This window comes from Cryobacterium sp. AP23 (assembly GCF_054075385.1).
Genome location: NZ_CM133415.1, coordinates 842,863 through 864,544, shown reverse-complemented (window position 1 = coordinate 864,544; position 21,682 = coordinate 842,863). Strand labels below are relative to the sequence as shown.

Below are 21,682 nucleotides of genomic sequence, written 5' to 3'. Positions count from 1 at the left end.
CCAGAGCCAAGAGCCGGTTGCAGGACGCAATAGGATTCGCGGGGTTTTCGCGCAAGCGGAATCGTCGCACGAGAGAGTAGCCAAGTGGGTGGCGCGGTCACCCACAGCGGTCAAGGAGCGCACCAGTGATGGTGGAAGACAACGACAACAAGAAGCGCAAGGGCCTGTTCGGCACTCGCAAAACAACCAGGAAGGTTCCCGTACAGCAGGCCGCACCGGCCGTCGAGACGCCAAGCGCCTCCACGCCGCTTGCCCCTCCCGTGCTGGATGTGGAAGCGCTCGACGTGGACGCGATCGACCAGCCCGTCGCGTTCCCCGCGCTGCCGACCCCGTTCGACGAGAGCGTCGAAGTGGTTCGCCGCCCGACGACATCCCTGATCTTCCAGGCGCCGGCGATCCTGCCGGCACCGGTTCGAACCGGCGGACGTGTACTCGACGACGAGGACGACGATTCCGAAGAAGCCTCGACCGTTCGCCGCCGCGCGCGTCGACGCACCGGCGACGAGAGCCGCAGCGACGACCCCGCCAACACCGTGGTCCGGGTGCGCACCACCCGCGAACCCGAGCTCATCACCGAGCCGCAGCGCATCAAGGGTTCCACCCGCCTTGAAGCCAAGAAGCAGCGCCGCCGCGACGGCCGCGACGCCGGCCGCCGGCGCCCGGTCATCACCGAGGCCGAGTTCCTCGCCCGCCGCGAGTCCGTCGACCGGGCCATGGTCGTGCGGGCCAAGCACAACAAGATCCAGATCGGCGTGCTCGAAGACGGCGTGCTCGTCGAGCACTACGTGGCCAAGAACCAGGATGCGTCCCTGATCGGGAACGTCTACCTCGGCCGGGTGCAGAACGTGCTGCCCAGCATGGAAGCCGCCTTCGTCGACATCGGCCGTGGCCGCAACGCCGTGCTGTACTCCGGTGAGGTCGACTGGGACGCCGCAGCGGTGAACTCCCCGGGCGGCAACCAGGCCCGCCGCATCGAACTGGCGCTCAAGCCCGGCGACAAGGTCCTCGTGCAGGTCACCAAGGACCCGATCGGCCACAAGGGCGCCCGGCTCACCAGCCAGGTCTCCCTGCCGGGCCGCTACCTCGTCTACGTGCCCAACGGCTCCATGAACGGCATCAGCCGCAAGCTGCCCGACACCGAGCGCGCCCGCCTGAAGAAGATCCTCAAGGAGGTGCTGCCCGACAACGTCGGCGTCATCGTGCGCACCGCCGCGGAGGGCGCCACCGACGAACAGCTCACCCTGGACGTCAACCGCCTCACCGCGCAGTGGGCATCCATCGCCAAGCAGGTCGACACGGTCTCCGGTCCGGCCCTGCTGCACAGCGAGCCCGACCTGCTGATCAAGATCGTCCGTGACGTCTTCAACGAGGACTTCCACAAGATGGTCATCTCCGGCGACGACTCGCAGGAGATCATCGAGTCCTACCTGCGCCAGGTCGCGCCCGACCTCGTCGAGCGCGTGCAGCGCTACGAGGGCGAACGGGACGCGTTCGACGAGTACCGCATCTCCGAGCAGATCGAGAAGGCGCTGGACCGCAAGGTCTGGCTGCCGTCGGGCGGTTCGCTCGTGATCGACCGCACCGAGGCGATGACCGTCGTCGACGTGAACACCGGCAAGTTCGTCGGCTCCGGCGGCAACCTCGAGGAAACCGTCACCAAGAACAACCTCGAAGCGGCCGATGAGATCGTGCGTCAGCTGCGCCTGCGCGACATCGGCGGCATCATCGTCGTCGACTTCATCGACATGGTCCTCGAGTCCAACCGCGACCTGGTGCTGCGCCGCCTCGTCGAATGCCTCAGCCGGGACCGCACCAAGCACCAGGTCGCCGAGGTCACCTCGCTCGGCCTCGTGCAGATGACGCGCAAAAAGCTCGGCCTCGGCCTGCTGGAGTCGTTCAGCGAGAACTGCGAGGCCTGCGCCGGCCGTGGAATCGTCATCCACCACGACCCCGTCGTCAAGCACCGCCAGACTGCCCAGCCGGCGCAGGAACGTCGCCCGCGCAGCAAGTCGACCGGCAACGGGCACGACAACGGCCAGTCCGGCTCACGGAACAACGGCCAGTCCGGCAGCGGACACGCGGCACCGGCCGCGACCGACGCTGCCAAGGCCGGTCACGGCACGCACGGCATCACCGAGGACGCTAAGCACGCCCTCGCCCTGATCGCCGCGCGCACCATCACCCGCTCGCTCACCGGTTCCATCCCGGTGATCGCGCCGACCGAGGCCGACGCGACACCGGGGACCGACGCGGCAGCAGACGCTCCCGTTGCGGCGGAGGCGCCGGCCGGCTCAGCACCTGTGGCAGAATCGGCCGCTGTCGATTCCTCCGCCGGGTTCGGGTCTGCCGCCACTGATGGCATTGCGACGGCGGATGTCGCGCCCGCGGCCACCGAGAACGCCTCGTCCGGACGCTCCAACGGCCGCAACCGTGGCCGCTCCGGCAACCGGGCCAGCCGCCCGGCTGACGACTCCGCACCCACGGATGACTCCTCCCGCACCGCCGGCACGAGCATCACCGCCCCGCCGGAGGGCGTCGAGGCCGTCACCGCCGAGTCGGCGGACACAAACGTCGGCGCAGGCCAGGACGGTGGAGCGCAGACCGGTGAAGCGCGGACCGGTGCCGTTGAGATTCTCGACATCCCGGTGCAGAAGTCACCGCGCAGTCGCCGCCCGGTCAGCAAGCAGGTCACCGACCAGCTGCTCGACTCGGTCCTGGACGCCCTGCCCGAGCCCAAGCAGCCCGGCCAGGGTCGCTCCCGCAGCCGTCGGGTCACCACCGCAGGCGGTCCCACCGCCTCGGTGCAGCCGATCGTGATTCCCACGGACGACGCCCGCTAGACCCGGACCGTTCCAGCTGCGGCTGGGCGAGCGGTGCCACCCGGACGGGGCGGCACCGCTCGCTGCATTCCCGGGCCGGCATGTATCGGTGTGCGGGCGCGACGGCTACTTTCCGATTGTTAGGCTGGCCTCATGCACAGGGATCGGGGGACGGTGCGCCGCGTGCCCACCGGCCTGATCCTCGGCATCGTCCTGGTGGCGCTGGCATTCCTGGTGCGGGCCGTGAGCCCGGCCTTCGACGGCTGGGGGCTGCCGGACCGCACCCAGGACACCGTCACCCTGGCGCTCAGCGTCATCATCGAATCGGCGCCGTTCGTCTTCCTCGGCATCCTGCTCTCCACCGTGGTGCAGGTGTGGTTGCCGCACGGTTTCCTCCTCCGCTTCCTGCCCCGGACGCCGCTGCTGCGCCGGGCGGCCATTTCGCTGCTGGGCATGTTCTTCCCGGTCTGCGAGTGCGGAAACGTGCCGCTCGCCCGGGGGTTCATGGTCGGTGGCTTCACGATTCCTGAATCGATCACGTTCCTCCTCGCCGCCCCGATCCTCAACCCGATCACGATCATCACCACCCACCAGGCGTTCGGCTTCGGCGACGGCATCCTGATCACCCGGATCGTGGCCGGGTTCGTTATCGCGAACGTGATCGGCTGGCTGTACAGCCGGCACCCGGACCCCGACAGCCTGCTGACGCCCGCCTTCGCCGCCAGCTGCGCGCGACCGGCGCCGACCGGGCACGACGGGCACGAGGGGCACGACAACAATCACGAGCACGGCCGGCCGCCGAGCCGGATCCAGACCTCGGTGGACCTCTTCGCCCGGGAAACCGCCGTCATCATGCCGGCGCTGTTCATCGGGTCGCTCGTGGCCGCGCTCACCCAGGTCTTCGTGCCCCGGTCGGTGCTGCTCGCGCTCGGCAGCAACCCGGTCTGGTCGGTGCTGGCGATGATGGCGCTCGCCTTCATCGTGGCGGTCTGCTCCAATGTCGACGCCTTCTTCGTGCTGTCCTTCGGCAGCACGTTCATGCCCGGCGGCATCGCCGCCTTCCTCACCTTCGGAGCCATGATCGACGTCAAGATGCTGGCGCTGATGCGCACCACCTTCACCACTCGCACCCTGGTGCAGATCACCGCGCTTGTGGCCCTCATGAGCGCCGCTGCGGGATTGCTGCTGAACTATGTGGGCTAATAGACAGTGGGCTAGAAGACAGTGGGCTGGCCGGGTGGCCGAACGCTGGCGCGGCATCGGGCTGAGCCTGGTCGTGGTCGTGGCCACGGTCTGGCTCGGAGTCACCGGGCAGCTGGGGCTGTACATCCACCCCCGCTACTTCGGTTTCACCCTGGTGATGGCCGCGCTCGGCCTGGTGTTCGTGCTGGCATCCTTCTTCTTCCCCTCCGCAGCAGTGGCCGCGGAGCGCACCTCCCGGCGCCGCCTGGCCGTCACCGTGACCGGCAGCGGCCTCCTGCTCGTGATCGCGGCCGTGGCCGTCCTGGCGCTCCCGCCGGCGACACTCACCAGCGCCACCGCCACGCAACGGGAGATCAATTCCGGCGGCCTGGACAGCACCGACGCGGCCGAGCAGGCCGCCACGCTCGTGGGCACCGGGGACTACGAGCGGCTCAGTGTGAAGGAATGGGTCTCGCTGCTCGCCCAGTCCGAGGACCCAGCGCTCTTCGCGGACAAGACCGCCCGGCTCATCGGGTTCGTCCTCCCCGACGCCGACGACCCCGACAACGTCTTTTACGTCGCCCGCTTCGTCGTGACCTGCTGCGCCGTCGACGCCCAGCCCATCGGGGTTCCGGTGTACCTGCCGGGGTGGTCGAACACCTACAGCACCGACGAATGGGTCGAGGTGGAAGGCACGTTCAGGCCGAACCCGAGCGGCAGCGCCCAGGCGTCCCTCGCCGTGGAACCGACCGCGATCGACCCCGTCGAGCAGCCGAGCGACCCGTATGTCTACTGAGCGCCTTGTGTCTACGGAGGCCCGTGCCGGCCGGATGCCCGCCGACCGGCGGTTCCGGCGCACGCTCGGTGTCCTGCTGGTGGGGCTGGTCGTCCTGTGCCTGGTCCTCGTGGCCGTCAACATGCTCAACGGCCCTCGCCTCACCGGCACCAGCATCGACACCGCCGCCGTGGTCAGCCAGGCCAACCAACGCCTGGTGCTCGAGACCAACCAGCAGCTCGCCGAGGTCACCGCCGGCCAGGTGACGGTGACCCCGGCCAGTGCCGTGCAAGTGCAGACCACCAACGACACCATCGTCATCGTGTTCTCGCAGCCGCTCGACTATGACACGGCGTACACCGTGGGGGTCACCGGTGTCACCGGGCCCTTCGCCGACCGGGTGTCCACGCTGTCCACCTCCTTCCACACCGGTGAGTCTCCGCTCTACGTCCTCACCCGCGCGCCCGCCTTGCCCGGCGAGTCGACCAAGGATCCCGACCGGATCGTTCGCACGACCGTCGGGTCCGCCGAGACGACAGTCGTCTACACCGCGCCGTACATCCAGTCCTTCGTCCCCACCGGGGACGAACTGGTGGTCGTGACCCTCGCCGACGACCTGACCAGCCGGCTCAATCTGGTCGCGGCCGACGGAAGCTCGGCCGAGCTCACGCTGCCGGGCACCGGAACCGTGCAGGACCTCCAGGCGTCGTCCCTGTCGGCCACGGTGGGATTCCGGTTCAGCAGCGTCGCCGGTGCCGGCGGTGCCGTTTACGACAACACCCTCTTCCTCCTAGACCTCACCACGGGCACCTTGGCCACCATTCCCGGGCTTGATGGCGCTGCCGTGCAGGCCATCAGCTGGGGCTTCATGCCCCGTCGCGCCGAGATCGTCGCCCAACTGTTCGACACGACGCTCCTGCTGGTGGACCCCGCCGTGGCTGACGCGCCGATCCCGATCGGCCAGTTCCCCAACCTGAACGCCTTCGCCCCCGACGGGTTGCGCATCGCCGTCTCCGACCAGGACCGCCAGTACGTCCTCGACCTCTCCACGGGTTCGGAGGACGCCATCGTCCCCCAGGACGTGGCCGGCACCACCCCGTACACCGCGGAACTGCACTTCCTCACCGGGGGAGAGGGGTACGTGCAGCGGGTGGCGGAATTCGACCAGGCGACCGGCCGGGTCGTGCAGTACCTCACCCTGGTCACCGGTGAGCCCGGCCAGGAGTCCAGTCTTGTGGTCTACCGGCCGGCGCTCGTGAACGAGACCATCGTGGGATTCTCTCTCTCGCCCAACGACCAGTACCTTGCGATTCAAACCGTGCCCAACAGCGACACCCAGGTGAACGACGGGTACCCCGTCAATCCGCAGGCCACCACCACGACGACGGTCTTCGTGGACCTCGCCACCGGTGCCATGACCCGGAGCATAGTCGGGATGGATGCCACCTGGTGAGCAGCCGGGTCAGTGCCCTGGTGTCGGACTCGATCGTCGTTCCCTGGCGGTGACCCGCAGCCCGCTTGCCCGCAGCCGAGTGACGAGTCCACGGTAGTCGACGGGTTCGGCGCCCGCCGCTACCAGGCTCTCGTATCGGGCCAGGGGCACGTCGTAGTGGTCCCGATCGAAGCCGCGGCGCGGGATGCCCTGGGCCGCCGCGAACGCGTGCAGCTCTGCCAGAGAGGAGTCGCTCACCAGATGCGACCAGAGGGTTCCGTGCGCCGGCCACGCCGGCTGGTCGATCAGTATGCCCATCCTGTGAGTGTAGGCAGGAGCCCGGCGCGACACGCGGTACCGAGATGGTTTGACCGGGGCATTCCGATCCGCTAAAGTCGAGTGTTGGTGTGCGAAGGACTATGTCCACGCGAGCGCCAAGGTTTTCTGCGTGTGATGATCCGACTTGGATTATTCGCACCGGTAACTTTCCATCATAGGAATCGGAGCCCCCGGGGTTCCCCAGAGATAGGTACGTAAAGTGGTTTACGCAGTTGTGCGCGCCGGTGGGCGGCAGGAGAAGGTAGAGGTCGGGACCATCGTAACGATGGACCGTATCAAGGCTGACAAGGACGGCAACGTCGAGCTGGCCGCCGTGCTTCTCGTCGACGGCGACAAGATCACCTCCGACTCTTCGTCCCTGGCCAAGGTCAAGGTCACTGCCGAGGTCCTCAACGACCTCCGCGGCCCGAAGATCGTCATCCAGAAGTTCAAGAACAAGACCGGTTACAAGAAGCGTCAGGGGCACCGCCAGGAGCTCACTCGCGTTCAGGTCACCGGCATCGCCTAGGCCCGAGGAGAATAACTAATGGCACACAAAAAAGGTGCGAGTTCCACTCGCAACGGTCGTGACTCCAACGCGCAGCGCCTCGGCGTGAAGCGCTTCGGTGGTCAGGTTGTCGGCGCGGGCGAGATCATCGTCCGTCAGCGTGGCACCCACTTCCACCCCGGCGTGAACGTCGGACGCGGTGGAGATGACACTCTCTTCGCCCTCGAAGCCGGCTCGGTCGAGTTCGGTGCCAAGGGTGGCCGCAAGGTCGTCAACATCGTGGTGGCCGCCGCTTAGGCATCCACACAGCTTTTCAGCATGAGGGCGGGCTTCGGCTCGTCCTCATGTTTGTTTTTATCGCCACCTGAAAGGGGCATTTCCATGGCCACGTTCGTTGACCAAGTCACGCTGCACCTGCGAGCGGGCAACGGAGGAAACGGTTGTGTCTCGGTCAAACGCGAGAAGTTCAAGCCTCTCGCCGGCCCCGATGGCGGAAACGGCGGCAACGGTGGCGACATCGTCCTCGTCGCCGACCCGCAGGTAACCACCCTGCTCTCCTTCCACCGCTCACCCCACCGCAGCTCCGCCAACGGCGGCCCCGGCATGGGAGACCACCGCAACGGCTACGGCAGCGACATCATCGAGCTGTCCGTTCCGCTGGGCACCGTGGTCAAGGACACCGAGGGCAACCAGCTCGCCGACATGACCGAGGTCGGCGACCGCATCGTGGTGGCCCCCGGCGGCCAGGGCGGGCTCGGCAACGCCGCCCTCGCCTCCACCAAGCGCAAGGCCCCCGGCTTCGCCCTGCTCGGGACCTACGGCTGGGAAGGCGACGTCCTCCTCGAGCTCAAGACCGTCGCGGATGTCGCACTCGTCGGCTACCCGTCCGCGGGCAAGTCCAGCCTGATCGCGGCCATCTCCGCGGCTCGGCCCAAGATCGCCGACTACCCCTTCACCACCCTGCATCCCAACCTCGGCGTCGTCGACGCCGGCGAGGTGCGCTACACCGTCGCCGACGTGCCCGGCCTCATCGAGGGCGCCAGCGAGGGCAAGGGCCTCGGCCTGGAGTTCCTCCGCCACGTCGAGCGCTGCACCGCGCTGCTGCACGTGCTGGACTGCGCCACCCTCGACCCGGGCCGCGACCCGATCAGTGACCTGGACGTCATCCTCGGCGAACTCGCCGCGTACCCCGTCCCCGACGGCCAGACTCCGTTGCTCGAACGCCCGCAGCTGATCGCACTGAACAAGATCGACGTGCCGGAGGGCCGCGAGCTCGCCGCCTTCGTCAAGGCGGAGCTCGAAGAGCGCGGCTACCGCGTCTTCGAGATCTCCACGGTCAGCCACGAAGGACTGCGCCAGCTGAACTTCGCGCTGGCCGAAACCGTCGAGGCCGGCCGCATCACGAGTGCTGAGGCCGCAGCGCTCAAGCCCCGCATCGTCATCCGCCCCAAGGCCGTCGACGACAGCGGCTTCATCGTGCGCGTCGAAGGTGGCTCGTTCGGCAACATCTTCCGCATCCTCGGCGCCAAGCCGGAGCGCTGGGTGCAGCAGACCGACTTCAAGAACGACGAGGCCGTCGGCTTCCTCGCCGACCGGCTCGCCAAGCTCGGCACCGAAGACGAACTGTTCAAGGCCGGCGCCGTCGCCGGTTCGACCGTCGTCATCGGCCCCGGCGACGGCATGATCTTCGACTGGGAGCCCACCCTCACCTCTACCGCCGAGCTGATCACTGCCCCGCGCGGTACCGACAGCCGGATGGACGACTCCAAGCGCCGCACCAGCAACGAGCGCCGGGAAGAGTACCTGGGCCGGATGGACGCGAAGGCGGCCGCCCGTGCCGAGCTCATCCGTGAGCGCGAAGCCGGCATGTGGTCCACCGGCGAAGAGGAATACAACGGCACCGACGGCGAGGTCACCGAGAACAACGCGTCGCGCCGTCGCACCAAGGAGGGCGACTCCGAATGAGCGCCCACGAGCGCGCCCGCATCTCCACGGCACGGCGGATCGTCGTGAAGGTGGGGTCGTCCTCGATCAGCGGTGCCAACGCCGCCCAGATCGGCCCGCTCATCGAGACCCTGGCGAAAGCACACGACCGCGGCGCCGAGATCGTGCTCGTCTCCTCCGGCGCGGTGCCGACCGGGATGCAGCACCTCGGCCTGGAGGCGCGCCCGGCGGACCTGGCCACCCAGCAGGCCGCCGCATCGGTCGGGCAGAATCTGCTCGCCGCCATCTACCAGGAGACCCTCGACGGGCACGGCATCTCCGCCGGACAGGTGCTCCTCACCGAGGGCGACCTGCTCGACGAGCCGCACCGCAGCAACACCCGCCGCGCCGTGAACCGTCTTCTCGACCTGCGGATCCTTCCGATCGTGAACGAGAACGACACCGTGGCCACCCACGGCCTGAGATTCGGGGACAACGACCGCCTGGCCGCCATGCTGTCGGTGCTGATCCGGGCCGATCTCCTCGTGCTGCTCAGCGACGTCGACGCCCTGTACACCAAGCCGCCGCACCTGGCGGGCGCGGAGCGGATCGACGACATCGGTTTCGACCAGGAGCTCGCCGGCATGGAGTTCGGCGGAAGCAGCGGGCCCGGCGTCGGCACCGGCGGCGCGAACACCAAGGTCAAGGCGTCCCGGTTGGCCGCCGCGGCGGGCACTGCCGTGCTCGTCACCGCGACGGCACTGGCCGGACCGGCCCTCCGCGGCGAAAACGTCGGCACCTGGTTCGAACCGGCGCCGACCATCCCCGGGCGGGCACTGCTGTGACCCGGCCGGTCGTCGACACGCGGTCGAGCGTGCCCGGGTGCGTGGCCGGATGAGCGGCCTGACCCGGGAATCGGTGCGGAATGCGTCCCGCATCGTCGTCAAGGTGGGCTCGTCGTCCATCAGCGGAGACAACGTCGGCCAGATCGCGAAGCTGGTCGACGCCCTCGCCGCCGCCCACGGTCGGGGGACCGAGGTCGTGCTGGTGTCCTCCGGCGCCATCGCCACCGGAATGCCCTACCTGCGCCTCGACGAACGGCCCACGGACCTGGCCACCCAGCAGGCCGCCGCCTCGGTGGGCCAGAACCTGCTCATCTTCCGCTACCAGGACAGCCTGGACCGATACGACATCATCGCCGGCCAGGTGCTCCTCACCGCCGGAGACCTCGAGAATGCGGCGCCGCGCAGTAACGCCCAGCGGGCCATGGACCGGCTGCTGGGGCTGCGCATCCTGCCGATCGTGAACGAGAACGACACCGTCGCCACCCACGAGATCCGGTTCGGCGACAACGACCGCCTGGCCGCGCTCGTGGCGACCCTCGTGAAGGCCGACCTGCTCGTGTTGCTGAGCGATGTCGACGCCCTGTACACCAAGCCGCCGCACCTGCCCGGAGCCGAACGCATCGACCACGTAGCGCTGGGGGATACCCTGCCCGGTGTCGAGTTCGGGTCGTCGCAGTCCGGGGTCGGTACCGGCGGGGCCGGAACCAAGGTCTCCGCCGCACGCATCGCGGCGCAGGCCGGCACCGCTGTGCTGGTGACGTCGACGGCGCTGGTCGCCGAGGCGCTCGGCGGGGACAGGATCGGCACCTGGTTCGAGCCGGCGCACCCGGCCCGCCAGGGTGCTCCTGGCCTAAACTAGGGGCATGTCGCAGACCCTTTCCACTTCCGTGCTGCCCACATCCTCAGCTGCCTCCGCAACCGAAACCCCGCCGGATGCCTTCACGGCCCTGCTGGCGGCCGGCCGGGAGGCGTCGCTGGCGCTGTCGACGGCGCCCACCGAGGTGAAGAACCTGGCCCTCGGCGCCATCGCGCAGGCGCTCCGTGACAATGTCACCGATATCGTCGCCGCGAACGCGCTCGACCTGGCCGCCGGTGCCGCGAACGGCCTCAGCGCCGGCCTGCTCGACCGGCTCACGCTCGACCAGGCCCGCATCCTGGCGCTGGCGGACGCGGTCGGCGACATCGAACGCCTCACCGACCCGGTCGGCGAGGTGATCCGCGGCAGCAGCCTGCCCAACGGCGTCAAGATCAGCCAGGTCCGGGTCCCGTTCGGCGTCGTCGGCGTGATCTACGAGGCCCGTCCCAACGTCACCGTCGATATCGCCGCCCTGGCGCTCAAGAGCGGCAACGCCGCCGTGCTGCGCGGCGGGTCGGCCGCCGAGAACTCCAACCGGGTGCTCGTCGAGCTGATCCAGCAGGCGCTCGTGGAGTCCGGCCTGCCCGCGGCCTCCGTGCAGACCATCGACCCGTTCGGCCGTTCGGGGGCGACCCGGCTGATGCAGGCCCGCGGATTCGTGGACGTGCTGATTCCCCGCGGCAGCGCCAGCCTGATCCAGGCCGTAGTCACGGAGTCCACGGTCCCCGTGATCGAGACCGGCGCCGGCGTCGTACACATCTTCCTGGACGCCTCCGCCGACGCCGACTGGGCACGGGACATCGTGCACAACGCCAAGGTGCAACGACCCAGTGTGTGCAACGCCGTGGAGACCGTGCTGGTGCACGAGGCCGCCGCGGCCCGGGTTCTGCCGGCGGTGCTCGCGAAACTGGCCGAAGCCGGCGTCACCATCCACGGCGACGAGGTTGTCCGGGGCCTGTTCCCGGCCGCCGTGGTGGCCACCGACGACGACTGGGCCACCGAATACATGAGCCTGGACCTCGCCGTCGCCGTCGTCGCCGACCTGGATGCGGCGATCGCGCACATCCGCCGCTACTCCACCGGTCACACCGAGTCGATCATCACCAACGACATCGTCAACGCGGAACGCTTCCTCAACGAAGTCGACTCCGCCGCGGTGATGGTCAACGCCTCCACCCGGTTCACCGACGGCGGCGAATTCGGGTTCGGCGCCGAGGTCGGCATCTCGACCCAGAAGCTCCACGCCCGCGGCCCGATGGGGCTGCCCGAGCTCACCAGCACAAAGTGGATCGTGCGCGGCTCCGGCCAGGTCCGGGCGTAACCGGCTCGCTCGGGCACCCCCGCTAGACTGGTCGCGGTGTCGCAGCCCGCCCGGCGCGCATCAGCTGAACCACGTCTTTGTGAACGGAGATCCCATGTTGTTCGTGACCGCTGTCCTTGCCGAGGTCGAGCACACCCAGCTGCCCGTACCCACCTGGGTCTACGGGCTCGTCGCCCTGGTCATCTTCGCGGCCCTCGGCTTCGTGCTGTGGACCTACCGCGACGTCGCCAACCGTCACAGCGCCAAAGCCGATGCCTACGCGGCCGCCCACGGTGGCGCAGCCAGCCACGGCGGCCACTAAGCCGACTGGCAGACGGTGACGCGTCACCGCCCACGCATCGGCGTGATGGGCGGCACCTTCGACCCCATCCATCACGGGCACCTCGTGGCCGCCAGTGAGGTGGCCCAGAGTTTCGACCTCGACGAGGTCATCTTCGTACCCACCGGTCAGCCCTGGCAGAAGCCGGACGTGACCCTGGCTGAGCATCGCTACCTGATGACCGTCATCGCGACGGCGTCGAACCCCCGGTTCACGGTGAGCAGGGTCGACGTCGACCGCACCGGCCCCACCTTCACCATCGACACGCTGCGCGACCTGCACGCCGAACGGCCGGACGCCGAACTCTTCTTCATCACCGGCGCCGACGCCATCACCCAGATCCTCGGGTGGAAAGACGTGGCGGAGCTCTGGAAACTGGCGCACTTCGTGGCTGTGAGTCGTCCGGGACACGACCTGAGCATTTCAGGTTTACCTAACCAGGACGTAAGCTTGTTGGAGGTTCCGGCTCTGGCTATTTCGTCCACTGACTGCCGGGCACGCGTGAACCGGGGATTCCCGGTCTGGTACTTGGTCCCCGATGGGGTTGTCCAGTACATCTCAAAGCATCATTTGTATCGGAGTGTGGCATGACGTTGGGTAATAGCCCGCAGCCACTGACGCGACGACAGTTGCGCGAGTTGGCTCGGGAGAATGAGCCGGCCGCTGCCGAAAACGGCCCGGCAGGCGATTCCGCCGATGCCGCACCCGTCACGCCCGAACCGCATCACTCCCGGCACACCTCGCCGCCCGTCGACCGGCCCGAAGCAGCCCGGCCCGCGCCGGCTCCACTGCCGATCCCCGATGAATCTCCAGCCGTGACTGCCGAGCCCGCTGTGGCCGAGCCGGCTGTCGCCAAGCCGGCTGTTGCTGAGCCCGCTGCTGCCAAGCCCGCCGTCGCTGAACCCGCCGTCATCGACTCCGTCGTCGTCGACCCGGGCCACACCCTGACCCGCCGCGAACTGCGGGCGCTGCAAGCCGCGGCATCCGCCGGCGTCGAACCGGCCGGCGCGAGCGCGGACCCGGCTCCGCTGCCCCTGGCGACTCCCTCCGTTCCCATCGACGCCGCCACTCCCGGTGGCGGGCTGAACCCGCCCATCGGGCACTGGTCCGTCGACCGCGAGGACGACAGTCACATCCAGAGCATCGGTCGTCGTGACGACCAGACCTTCGACGACCTGGTCGGCAGCGGCATGGGCGCCGGCGGCATCCCCACGACCACCAACGCCCTGATCCTGCCCGCCATCCCACGGCAGGGCACGGCCGGTCCCATCACGAGCACCGGCGAGATCATGATCACCGGCTCGATCGACCTGCCGCGCAGCCTCGGCGCCACCGGCCAGCACCCGAATCTCTTCGACTCGTCGGAGATGGACCGGATGCTCGACCAGCTCGACGAGGGTGGGCACCACAACGATGTCGCGCCCGTGAGCGCCAGTCGTGCCGTGAGCACCCACACGTCCACTCGGGGGGTGATGACGCCACCGCGCAAGCGGGGTGCGTCGTTGCCGACCGTCCTGGCCATCACCGCCGCGGTTCTCGCGATCGGCGTGCTGTCACTCTTCGTGGTCGGCTACGCCTTCAACATCTACTAATTCTTCTCCTGCCATCCTTTTCGCTTTACTAACTCAGGGATTCAATCCATGACCGCTTCTGCTCACGCTCTCGAGCTCCTCAAGGTGGCTGCCGCCGCCGCCGACTCGAAAGCGGGGGAGGACCTCGTTGCCATCGACGTCTCCAACCCGTTGCCGTTGGCCGACATCTTCCTCATCGTCACGGGGCGCTCCGAGCGCAACGTCGTCGCCATCGCCGGCGAAATCGAAGACAAACTGATCGAGGCCGGCTACAAGCCGTTGCGTCGTGAGGGCCGCGCCGAGGGCCGCTGGGTGCTCGTGGACTTCGGCGATCTCGTGGTGCACGTGTTCCACGAGGAAGAGCGGGTCTACTACTCCCTGGAGCGCCTGTGGAAGGACTGCCCGGTCATCCCGATCGAGCTGGCCAGCGCGCGCGCATCCGACGACGCCGAGAAGGAAATTTCCGTCGAAATTGAGTCCGCGGAATAGCGTTTGGTTCTTGAGCACTCAAAACATGTAGTAACCTAATGAAGTTGTTTCGGAGGAATTCGAAACAAAGTCTGGGTCCGTGGCGCAGCCCGGTAGCGCACCTGCATGGCATGCAGGGGGTCAGGGGTTCGAATCCCCTCGGATCCACCCAGAGACAGAAACCCCCGATGACAGTAGTCATCGGGGGTTTTTGCATACCCGCGGTCAGAAAAGTTTTTCTGATTATTTTCCGCCGGCCCGGTCGGGTCCCACCCGGCGGAAAAATGTTTCCTCGACCGATCAGGCTCTAGCCCCGGCCGCACCATCGCCTTACAGTGGCCCGAAGTATCGTCGAGACGTGTTGGGAGGTGTCGGCCATGACGTCCACCACGGATGCACCCGCCGGTTCGACCATCCCGGAACGCGGGGCCGGGCAGAGCGATACTGCGCCCGCGCCCGTCAGCCGGCGCCAGCGTTCGGTCATCGTGTCCTGGATCACGTCGACCGACCACAAGGTCATCGGGTACATGTACCTGATCACCTCGTTCCTGTATTTCTCCCTCGGCGGGGTGATGGCGCTGATCATCCGCGCCCAGCTGTTCGAACCGGGGCTGCAGATCGTGCAGACCAGGGAGCAGTACAACCAGCTCTTCACCATGCACGGCACGATCATGCTGCTGATGTTCGCGACCCCGCTGTTCTTCGGTTTCTCCAACGCGCTGATGCCGCTGCAGATCGGCGCGCCCGACGTGGCCTTCCCCCGGCTGAACGCGCTGTCGTTCTGGTTCTTCTTCTTCGGCAGCCTGATCGCCGTCGGCGGCTTCCTCACCCCACAGGGGGCGGCGTCGTTCGGCTGGTTCGCCTACCAACCGTTGTCGAGTACGACATTCTCGCCCGGCGTGGGCGGCAACCTGTGGATGGTGGGCCTCGGACTCTCCGGCTTCGGCACGATCCTCGGCGGCGTGAACTTCATCACCACGATCGTCACCATGCGCGCGCCGGGCATGACGATGTTCCGGATGCCGATCTTCACCTGGAACACGCTGGTCACGTCCCTGCTCGTGCTGATGGCCTTCCCGGTGCTGGCATCGGCGCTGCTGGCGGCAGCGAGCGACCGGGTGTTCGGCTCCCACGTGTACGACCCGGCCAACGGTGGCGCCCTCCTCTGGCAGCACCTGTTCTGGTTCTTCGGCCACCCCGAGGTGTACATCATCGCGCTGCCGTTCTTCGGCATCGTGTCCGAGGTGTTCCCGGTCTTCAGCCGCAAGCCGATCTTCGGCTACAAGACCCTGATCTACGCCACCATCTCCATCGCCGCCCTGTCGATGACGGTCTGGGCGCACCACATGTACGTCACCGGTTCGGTGCTGCTGCCGTTCTTCTCCCTGATGACCATGCTCATCGCGGTACCCACCGGCGTGAAGATCTTCAACTGGATCGGCACCATGTGGAAGGGGTCCGTGACCTTCGAGACACCCATGCTCTGGGCGATCGGTTTCCTGGTCACGTTCACCTTCGGGGGCCTCACCGGCGTGATCCTGGCGTCGCCGCCGCTGGACTTCCACGTCTCCGACACGTACTTCGTTGTGGCGCACTTCCACTACGTCGTGTTCGGAACCGTCGTCTTCGCCATGTTCAGCGGGTTCTACTTCTGGTGGCCCAAGTGGACCGGCAAGATGCTCAATGAGCGCCTCGGCAAGTGGCACTTCTGGTTGCTCTTCATCGGTTTCCACACCACCTTCCTGATCCAGCACTGGCTCGGCGTGCTGGGCATGCCGCGCCGGTACGCCTCCTACGTGCCGGAGGACGGCTTCACCTGGCTGAACCAGGTGTCGACCGTCGGCGCGATGCTCCTCGGGGTCTCGATGATCCCGTTCCTGTTGAACGTGTGGATCACGGCCCGGCGTGGGCAGAAGGTCGTGGTGAACGACCCGTGGGGTTATGGCGCCTCGCTGGAATGGGCCACGTCCTGCCCGCCGCCACGGCACAACTTCCGCTCCATTCCCCGCATCCGCTCCGAGAGGCCCGCGTTCGACCTGAACCACCCGGAGGCCGGCGCGCCGGTGGGAATCGGTCCGGCCAAGGACGCCCCGGAGGCCCCGACGGTCGAACTGAACACCGACCAGGTGAAGTGACCTAAGCGCGTGACCTGAGCTCAGGCGGGCCCCTGGCCGATGCCCAACCACGCGTCCGGATTAGCTGCGCCGTTGTCGGCGCCACCGTTCGCGCCGGCCGGCCGGGGGGACTGCGCGGCGCGCGCGGACTTCATCGACTGCAGCTGACGGTCCACGTCGGCCCGGATCGCGCCGGAGGACAGCTGGCGCTCCAGGTCCGAGTCGGGCTGAGCGGTGAGGTCGTCGAGTGCGCCGGTGGCGAGTAGTTCGTCAGTGGCGGCAGCACGGGCCTGCATCTGCGCGACCCGGTCCTTGGCGCGGTCGAGGTTGACGCCCACATCCGTCATCTGCGAGCCGATGCCGGCCGCGGCCTCATTCGCCTTGACTTGTGCGACGGATGCCGCGTAATTCGCCTTGATGGTCTCCTTCTCGGTGCGGAACGCCGCGACCCGTTCGGCGAGGCGCCGCTCGTTGTCCTGCAGGCGTTGCTGCTGCTGTTGGAGCCCGGTGTACTGGTCCCGGATCGACGCCACCTGGTTCTCCAGCAGGGTGCGCCGCTCCAGGGCGGTCCTGGCCAGGTCCTCGCGGCCCTGGTTGAGCGCTTCGTCGGCCTGTGCGCCCAGGCGGCGGTAGCGGGCACCCATCTCCTGCCCCTGCAATTCGATGCGCTTCTTTGCCGTGGCCACCTCCGCCAACCCCTGGCGCACCTGCTGCAGCATGGCGACCTGCTGGTCGTAGCTGTCGTCGAGGGCTTCCCGGGGGTCCTCCAGCCGGTCCAGCGCCTGGGAGGTCTTGCTGCGGAAGATGACGCGCAGCCGTGAGGAGAAGGTCATGATTCGCTCCGTCCGGTGAAGGGATTGATAACGCTCCGGGGCTCGCGCCCGTTGAGGGTGTGCAATTCGCGCAGCCCGGCATCGAGGGCGACTATCTCACGGTCCAGGTCGTCCGTGAGCGCGGCGAGGGAGTCATCGGTCCGGTCGCCGAGCCCCGCCGCGACGGCGGAGCGGAGGCGCCGCACCAGCCAGGCGACCTGGTCGACCCGGCGTCCGGCCACCGGAATCGATTCGGCGAGAACGACGGCGTCGCGTTCGCTGAGCAGCAGCAGGAGCTGCGCGTCGAGGGTGGTGGCGTCGGAGCGGATGCGGTCGTAGAGCCTGTGCAACTCCCCGAGCTGGCTGCCGTTGCTCCCGGCCAGGTCAAGGGCCGCGCGGCCGCTGGCGAGCGTGTCGGCCAGCCTCAGCCGCAGGGTGTGCACCTCGTGCTGCCGACCGACGCTGACCAGGGCGCGGGTGCGCAGCACCGAACTGGTCACGGTGCGGCTGCGCCGGATCCGGCGAATCAGCACCCGGGCGAGGACGATCACTGACACCGTGGAGATGACGACGATGCTCGCCAGCGCGAGCATGATTTCGGCGAGCATGCTCACAGCAACCACCCGCGTTCCGGTGAGGTCCGGTCGGTGTCGACCGTGTGGATGATTCCGTTCAGATCCATGCTTCCGCCTTCGTCACAGCAGCTCTCCGGTGCGTCCGGGTGCCGGGCTGTGGGCACCGGGTACGCGTTTCTAGCGCACAAGGTACGCTCGTTACCCGCGATTTGGCTCAATGTCTTGACTGGCCTCCGCGGCGGCGGCGCGGCTCTACGATGGGGAGGTGAATGAGACCCTGCCCCCGTGCCCGGAATGCTCCAGCGACATGACCTACGAGATGGGGTCCCTGCTGGTCTGCCCGCTGTGCGGGCACGAGTGGGCCCCGGCCACGGCTTCCACTGACGACACGCCCGCCGAGACCGTCATCACCGACGCCTTCGGCAGCCCCCTCGCCGACGGCGATTCCGTGACGATCATCAAGGGCCTCAAGGTGAAGGGCGGCTCCAACGTGATCAAGGTCGGCACCAAGGTGCGCGATATCCGCCTGCGCAACGGTGTCGGCGACCACGACATCGAGGCGCGCATCGAGGGCGTCACCACGCAGCTCAAGTCCAGCGTGGTCAAGAAGGCCTGACCCGCCCGTGGGACACCCCCGTTCGGGGTGACGGGATTACACTCCCGGTATGACCGAGCAGCTGCCGTACACGGTCGTACGGGCCTTTCCCCGCTTCGACGTCCGTCGCTATCCGGCCTGCGTGCTCGTGCAGGTGCGGGTGGACGCCGGCGTCGCCAGGGCAGCCGCCGTTGGCGCTCGGGAGCTGCACCGCTTCCTCAGCGGCGGCAACCAGGCCGAGGCGGCCTTCAGGGTGACCGCCCCGCTGTTGCAGGAGCCGACGGGGGAGTCCCAGCACCTGGTCAGCGTCGCCCTCCCGCCGGGCACCGACCCGGCCGCCGTCCCGCTTCCACTGGACGATTCCGTGCGCATCCGCTCCGTTGCCGCCCACGAGGCCGCCGCCCTGCGATTCGGTGGCGGCTGGACCGGCAAGAGGTTGTCGGAGCACAGCCGAGAACTCCTCGCCCACGTCACCGCGGTGCGGTTGGAGCCGAGCGGTGGCGTCTACTTCGCCCGGCTGGATCCGCCCTGGAAACCGGGCTTCCTGGCCCGTCACGAAGCTCTCGTCCGGGTGATCTCGGCCTGACCGGCCCCGTCAGGGACCCACCGGCGACCGCAGGACCATGCCCAGATAGCGTGTACCGGCGTGAGCGGGCTTTCTTCGGCCGTCTATTTCCCAGCCGCGCCGGACGTAGAACTCACGCGCTCGGTGATTGAGCGACCACACCTCGAGTTCCGCCCGGTCGTGGCCCGCGAGCACCTGGACGGCGGGCAACTGGACGGCGGTGAAGCCCACCAGGTCCCGGCCTGAAGACGCGCCGGTGAGTTGCCAGTCCTCCCGGCCGAGCCGGGAGTGCCACATCCGGGCGTACGCCTCCGCCTGTGCCGGCGCCCCGGACGGATCCGGCTGAACGGAGTAATACGCCTCCCTTGCCGTGAGGTGCACTCCGGCCACGGCCTCCGCCGACGCGGGGGTCAGTGACCGCAAGCTGGGCGGCGGGTCCGTCGACGTGAGCATGGGCACGAGCATAGCCAGCGGACCCGGGATGCCGCGGGTCAGGCGATAATTGCTGCGTGCCCTCTTCGGAACCCCAGACCGCTGCTCCTGTTCGCTGTCCCTGCCTGAGTGGCAACAGCTACGCCGAGTGCTGCGGACGCCTGCACAGCGGGCAGGCCAGGGCCGCCACCGCGGAGATGCTGATGCGCTCGCGCTACTCCGCCTTCGCTGTCGGTGATGCCGACTACCTGCTCCGCACCTGGCATCCGCGCAGCCGGCCGACCACCCTCGAGCTGGATCCCGGCGTGCACTGGCTGCGGCTGGATATCGAGCGCACCCAGACGGGCGGGCTCTTGGACACGGAAGGCATCGTCGAATTCACCGCCCATGCCCGGCAGGACGGCGTGCGCACGCAGCAGCACGAGGTGAGCAGGTTCGAAAAGGTCGCCGGCGAGTGGCTGTACGTCGACGCCGTCGACTGACCAGCGGGAACCGGCGGCCCGGAATGGGAAACTAGTTTCATGACCGCAACACTCGTCGCCAAGGGCCTGGCCGGCGGCTACGCCCATCGCACTCTGTTCGACTCCCTCGACCTCACGGTAGCCCCCGGCGACGTAGTCGGGGTGGTGGGCGTGAACGGCGCCGGCAAGTCCACCCTGTTGCGCCTGCTGGCCGGCCTCGACGAGCCCCAGGCCGGCACTGTCACGTTGTCGCCGGCGGATGCGTTCGTCGGGTGGTTGCCGCAGGAGCACGAGCGTGTGCCTGGCGAGACCGTCGCGGGCTACATCAACCGCCGCACCGGCTGCGCCGCGGCCACCCGGGAGATGGATGCCGCGGCAGCGGCCCTCGCCGAGCCCGCCACGCCGGGCGGGGCCGACCCCGCCGATGTGTACTCCACCGCCCTGGACCGCTGGCTGGCCAGCGGCGCCGCCGACCTCGACGACCGGCTGCCCGCCGTGCTGCACGACCTGGGCCTCACCCTCGACACCGACGTCGCCGCATCCGCCCCGATGACGTCGCTCTCCGGCGGTCAGGCCGCCCGCGTGGGACTGGCCGCGCTGCTGCTGTCCCGGTTCGACATCGTGCTGCTCGACGAGCCGACCAATGACCTCGACCTCGACGGCCTGGACCGGCTGGAGGGCTTCGTCAGGGGCCTCCGCGGCGGCGTCGTCCTGGTCAGTCACGACCGGGAGTTCCTGGCCCGCTCCGTGACCCGGGTGCTCGAACTCGACCTCGCCCAGGGCGCCAACAGGGTCTTCGGCGGCGGCTACGAGTCCTACCTCGAGGAACGCGAAACGGCCCGGCAGCAGAAGCGTGCTGCCTACGACGAATTCGCCGACACCAAGGCCGACCTCGTGGGCCGCGCCCGCACCCAGCGGGAATGGTCGAGCCAGGGGGTGCGGAACGCCATGAAGAAGGCGCCGGACAACGACAAGATCCGCCGCAAGGCGTCGGCTGAATCCAGCGAGAAGCAGGCGCAGAAGGTTCGCCAGATGGAGAGCCGGATCAATCGCCTTGACGAGGTCGAGGAGCCCCGCAAGGAGTGGCAGCTGGAGTTCACGATCGGGTCGGCGCCCCGGTCGAGCACCGTGGTGTCGATCCTGAACGAAGCCGTGATCAGACAGGGCGACTTCGTCTTCGGACCGGTGTCGCTGCAGGTCAACGCGGGGGAGCGGATCGGCATCACCGGGCCGAACGGGGCGGGCAAGACCACGCTGCTGCGGGCGCTGCTGGGCCGCAGCACAGCCGATTCCGGGACGGCGACCCTGGGCACCAGCGTCGCGATCGGCGAGATCGACCAGGCCAGGGCCAGTGTCACCGGCCAGGCGAGCCTGGTCACCATCTTCGAGGAGAGACTTCCGCACCTGGCCGCCAGTGAACTGCGCACCTTGCTGGCGAAGTTCGGCCTCACCGCCGACCACGTCAACCGGCCCGCCGACGCCCTCTCACCCGGCGAGCGCACCCGCGCCGGCCTGGCCCTGCTGCAGGCCACCGGCGTCAACCTGCTGGTGCTCGACGAGCCCACCAACCACCTCGACCTGGCCGCGATCGAACAACTCGAACAGGCGCTCGACTCCTACACCGGCACGGTGCTGCTGGTCACGCACGACCGGCGGATGCTCGCCACGGTGCGCCTGGACCGGCACTGGGCCGTCGACGCGGGCCGGGTCACCGAGAGCATGACGGGCGTTGCCATCGGCCGCTGATGGTGCTGTCATGGTCGCGGACGGCGCCGGGAGAGGGGGCTTCGC

At 68.4% G+C, this 21,682-nt stretch carries 23 protein-coding genes and 1 tRNA gene; 20 read left to right on the top strand and 4 right to left on the bottom strand.

Going from position 1 to position 21,682, the window contains the following annotated elements:
* Positions 1–128 precede the first annotated feature (128 nt).
* The 4 genes from ACU5E9_RS03990 (at position 129) to ACU5E9_RS03975 (ending at position 6,229) form a co-directional block, all read left to right on the top strand.
* A complete protein-coding gene (locus ACU5E9_RS03990; protein WP_456813495.1) occupies positions 129–2,840 on the top strand; it encodes an Rne/Rng family ribonuclease in 2,712 nt (903 codons plus the stop codon).
* 132 nt (positions 2,841–2,972) lie between these two features.
* Positions 2,973–4,022, top strand: coding sequence for a permease (locus ACU5E9_RS03985; RefSeq protein ID WP_456812330.1), 1,050 nt, complete (start codon positions 2,973–2,975; stop codon positions 4,020–4,022).
* A 34-nt stretch (positions 4,023–4,056) separates the two neighbouring features.
* Entirely contained in the window at positions 4,057–4,797 is a 741-nt protein-coding gene (locus ACU5E9_RS03980; protein ID WP_456812329.1) for a TIGR03943 family putative permease subunit, read from the top strand.
* Between the two features lie 7 nt (positions 4,798–4,804).
* Positions 4,805–6,229, top strand: coding sequence for a hypothetical protein (locus ACU5E9_RS03975; protein ID WP_456812328.1), 1,425 nt, complete (start codon positions 4,805–4,807; stop codon positions 6,227–6,229).
* A gap of 9 nt (positions 6,230–6,238) precedes the next feature.
* Here the strand turns inward: ACU5E9_RS03975 and ACU5E9_RS03970 are convergent, their stop codons facing one another.
* Positions 6,239–6,526, bottom strand: a complete 288-nt coding sequence (locus ACU5E9_RS03970; protein ID WP_456812327.1) for a DUF4031 domain-containing protein — start codon at positions 6,524–6,526, stop codon at positions 6,239–6,241.
* Positions 6,527–6,746: 220 nt separating this feature from the next.
* Between ACU5E9_RS03970 and rplU the strand changes: the two genes are divergently transcribed.
* The 12 genes from rplU (at position 6,747) to ctaD (ending at position 16,472) form a co-directional block, all read left to right on the top strand.
* Complete coding sequence (gene rplU, locus ACU5E9_RS03965; RefSeq protein WP_110127466.1) at positions 6,747–7,055, top strand: 50S ribosomal protein L21; 309 nt, start codon at positions 6,747–6,749, stop codon at positions 7,053–7,055.
* Positions 7,056–7,073: 18 nt separating this feature from the next.
* Positions 7,074–7,331 carry a 50S ribosomal protein L27 gene (rpmA, locus tag ACU5E9_RS03960; protein WP_066595878.1) on the top strand — a complete coding sequence of 86 codons (258 nt, stop codon included), beginning with the start codon at positions 7,074–7,076 and terminating at the stop codon, positions 7,329–7,331.
* An 84-nt stretch (positions 7,332–7,415) separates the two neighbouring features.
* On the top strand, positions 7,416–8,999 hold the full coding sequence (gene obgE / locus ACU5E9_RS03955; RefSeq protein ID WP_456812326.1) for a GTPase ObgE: 1,584 nt from the start codon (positions 7,416–7,418) through the stop codon (positions 8,997–8,999).
* Positions 8,996–9,802 carry a glutamate 5-kinase gene (gene proB, locus ACU5E9_RS03950; protein ID WP_456812325.1) on the top strand — a complete coding sequence of 269 codons (807 nt, stop codon included), beginning with the start codon at positions 8,996–8,998 and terminating at the stop codon, positions 9,800–9,802. Before obgE ends, proB (ACU5E9_RS03950) begins: the two co-directional genes overlap by 4 nt.
* A gap of 49 nt (positions 9,803–9,851) precedes the next feature.
* Positions 9,852–10,661: a glutamate 5-kinase gene (gene proB / locus ACU5E9_RS03945; protein ID WP_456812324.1), complete on the top strand. Its 810-nt coding sequence runs from the start codon at positions 9,852–9,854 to the stop codon at positions 10,659–10,661.
* 4 nt (positions 10,662–10,665) lie between these two features.
* A complete protein-coding gene (locus tag ACU5E9_RS03940) occupies positions 10,666–11,979 on the top strand; it encodes a glutamate-5-semialdehyde dehydrogenase (protein ID WP_456812323.1) in 1,314 nt (437 codons plus the stop codon).
* A gap of 94 nt (positions 11,980–12,073) precedes the next feature.
* Positions 12,074–12,280: a hypothetical protein gene (locus ACU5E9_RS03935; RefSeq protein ID WP_456812322.1), complete on the top strand. Its 207-nt coding sequence runs from the start codon at positions 12,074–12,076 to the stop codon at positions 12,278–12,280.
* Between the two features lie 15 nt (positions 12,281–12,295).
* Positions 12,296–12,889 (top strand): nicotinate-nucleotide adenylyltransferase, encoded by a 594-nt coding sequence (nadD, locus tag ACU5E9_RS03930; protein ID WP_456812321.1) that lies wholly within the window; start codon positions 12,296–12,298, stop codon positions 12,887–12,889.
* A 224-nt stretch (positions 12,890–13,113) separates the two neighbouring features.
* Positions 13,114–13,890: a hypothetical protein gene (locus ACU5E9_RS03925; RefSeq protein ID WP_456812320.1), complete on the top strand. Its 777-nt coding sequence runs from the start codon at positions 13,114–13,116 to the stop codon at positions 13,888–13,890.
* Positions 13,891–13,938: 48 nt separating this feature from the next.
* On the top strand, positions 13,939–14,358 hold the full coding sequence (gene rsfS / locus ACU5E9_RS03920; protein ID WP_456812319.1) for a ribosome silencing factor: 420 nt from the start codon (positions 13,939–13,941) through the stop codon (positions 14,356–14,358).
* A 73-nt stretch (positions 14,359–14,431) separates the two neighbouring features.
* A tRNA-Ala gene (locus tag ACU5E9_RS03915) sits at positions 14,432–14,505 on the top strand.
* Between the two features lie 209 nt (positions 14,506–14,714).
* On the top strand, positions 14,715–16,472 hold the full coding sequence (gene ctaD / locus ACU5E9_RS03910; protein ID WP_456812318.1) for an aa3-type cytochrome oxidase subunit I: 1,758 nt from the start codon (positions 14,715–14,717) through the stop codon (positions 16,470–16,472).
* A 20-nt stretch (positions 16,473–16,492) separates the two neighbouring features.
* Here ctaD and ACU5E9_RS03905 read toward each other — a convergent pair whose 3' ends face one another.
* Both ACU5E9_RS03905 and ACU5E9_RS03900 read right to left on the bottom strand, forming a co-directional pair.
* Positions 16,493–17,284, bottom strand: a complete 792-nt coding sequence (locus ACU5E9_RS03905) for a PspA/IM30 family protein (protein WP_456812317.1) — start codon at positions 17,282–17,284, stop codon at positions 16,493–16,495.
* Entirely contained in the window at positions 17,281–17,877 is a 597-nt protein-coding gene (locus ACU5E9_RS03900) for a hypothetical protein (protein WP_456812316.1), read from the bottom strand. The genes ACU5E9_RS03905 and ACU5E9_RS03900 overlap by 4 nt, the downstream gene beginning before the upstream one ends.
* 226 nt (positions 17,878–18,103) lie before the next feature.
* Here ACU5E9_RS03900 and ACU5E9_RS03895 point away from each other — a divergent pair, with 226 nt between their 5' ends.
* Positions 18,104–18,454 (top strand): zinc ribbon domain-containing protein YjdM, encoded by a 351-nt coding sequence (locus tag ACU5E9_RS03895; protein ID WP_456812315.1) that lies wholly within the window; start codon positions 18,104–18,106, stop codon positions 18,452–18,454.
* Positions 18,455–18,503: 49 nt separating this feature from the next.
* Complete coding sequence (locus tag ACU5E9_RS03890) at positions 18,504–19,019, top strand: SOUL family heme-binding protein (protein WP_456812314.1); 516 nt, start codon at positions 18,504–18,506, stop codon at positions 19,017–19,019.
* Between the two features lie 9 nt (positions 19,020–19,028).
* Here the strand turns inward: ACU5E9_RS03890 and ACU5E9_RS03885 are convergent, their stop codons facing one another.
* Positions 19,029–19,451, bottom strand: coding sequence for a hypothetical protein (locus ACU5E9_RS03885; RefSeq protein WP_456812313.1), 423 nt, complete (start codon positions 19,449–19,451; stop codon positions 19,029–19,031).
* Positions 19,452–19,507: 56 nt separating this feature from the next.
* Between ACU5E9_RS03885 and ACU5E9_RS03880 the strand changes: the two genes are divergently transcribed.
* Positions 19,508–19,912, top strand: coding sequence for a YchJ family protein (locus tag ACU5E9_RS03880; protein ID WP_456812312.1), 405 nt, complete (start codon positions 19,508–19,510; stop codon positions 19,910–19,912).
* A gap of 39 nt (positions 19,913–19,951) precedes the next feature.
* Entirely contained in the window at positions 19,952–21,637 is a 1,686-nt protein-coding gene (gene abc-f / locus ACU5E9_RS03875; RefSeq protein ID WP_456812311.1) for a ribosomal protection-like ABC-F family protein, read from the top strand.
* Positions 21,638–21,682 lie beyond the last annotated feature (45 nt).

Bases quoted from the DNA above. Each gene is read 5' to 3' on its own strand.
- ACU5E9_RS03990 (WP_456813495.1), top strand. From the start codon at position 129: ATGGTGGAAGACAACGACAACAAGAAGCGCAAGGGCCTGTTCGGCACT.
- ACU5E9_RS03985 (WP_456812330.1), top strand. From the start codon at position 2,973: ATGCACAGGGATCGGGGGACGGTGCGCCGCGTGCCCACCGGCCTGATC.
- ACU5E9_RS03970 (WP_456812327.1), bottom strand. From the start codon at position 6,526: ATGGGCATACTGATCGACCAGCCGGCGTGGCCGGCGCACGGAACCCTC.
- rpmA (WP_066595878.1), top strand. From the start codon at position 7,074: ATGGCACACAAAAAAGGTGCGAGTTCCACTCGCAACGGTCGTGACTCC.
- obgE (WP_456812326.1), top strand. From the start codon at position 7,416: ATGGCCACGTTCGTTGACCAAGTCACGCTGCACCTGCGAGCGGGCAAC.
- proB (WP_456812325.1), top strand. From the start codon at position 8,996: ATGAGCGCCCACGAGCGCGCCCGCATCTCCACGGCACGGCGGATCGTC.
- proB (WP_456812324.1), top strand. From the start codon at position 9,852: ATGAGCGGCCTGACCCGGGAATCGGTGCGGAATGCGTCCCGCATCGTC.
- ACU5E9_RS03940 (WP_456812323.1), top strand. From the start codon at position 10,666: ATGTCGCAGACCCTTTCCACTTCCGTGCTGCCCACATCCTCAGCTGCC.
- ACU5E9_RS03935 (WP_456812322.1), top strand. From the start codon at position 12,074: ATGTTGTTCGTGACCGCTGTCCTTGCCGAGGTCGAGCACACCCAGCTG.
- rsfS (WP_456812319.1), top strand. From the start codon at position 13,939: ATGACCGCTTCTGCTCACGCTCTCGAGCTCCTCAAGGTGGCTGCCGCC.
- ctaD (WP_456812318.1), top strand. From the start codon at position 14,715: ATGACGTCCACCACGGATGCACCCGCCGGTTCGACCATCCCGGAACGC.
- ACU5E9_RS03905 (WP_456812317.1), bottom strand. From the start codon at position 17,284: ATGACCTTCTCCTCACGGCTGCGCGTCATCTTCCGCAGCAAGACCTCC.
- ACU5E9_RS03890 (WP_456812314.1), top strand. From the start codon at position 18,504: ATGACCGAGCAGCTGCCGTACACGGTCGTACGGGCCTTTCCCCGCTTC.
- ACU5E9_RS03885 (WP_456812313.1), bottom strand. From the start codon at position 19,451: ATGCTCACGTCGACGGACCCGCCGCCCAGCTTGCGGTCACTGACCCCC.
- abc-f (WP_456812311.1), top strand. From the start codon at position 19,952: ATGACCGCAACACTCGTCGCCAAGGGCCTGGCCGGCGGCTACGCCCAT.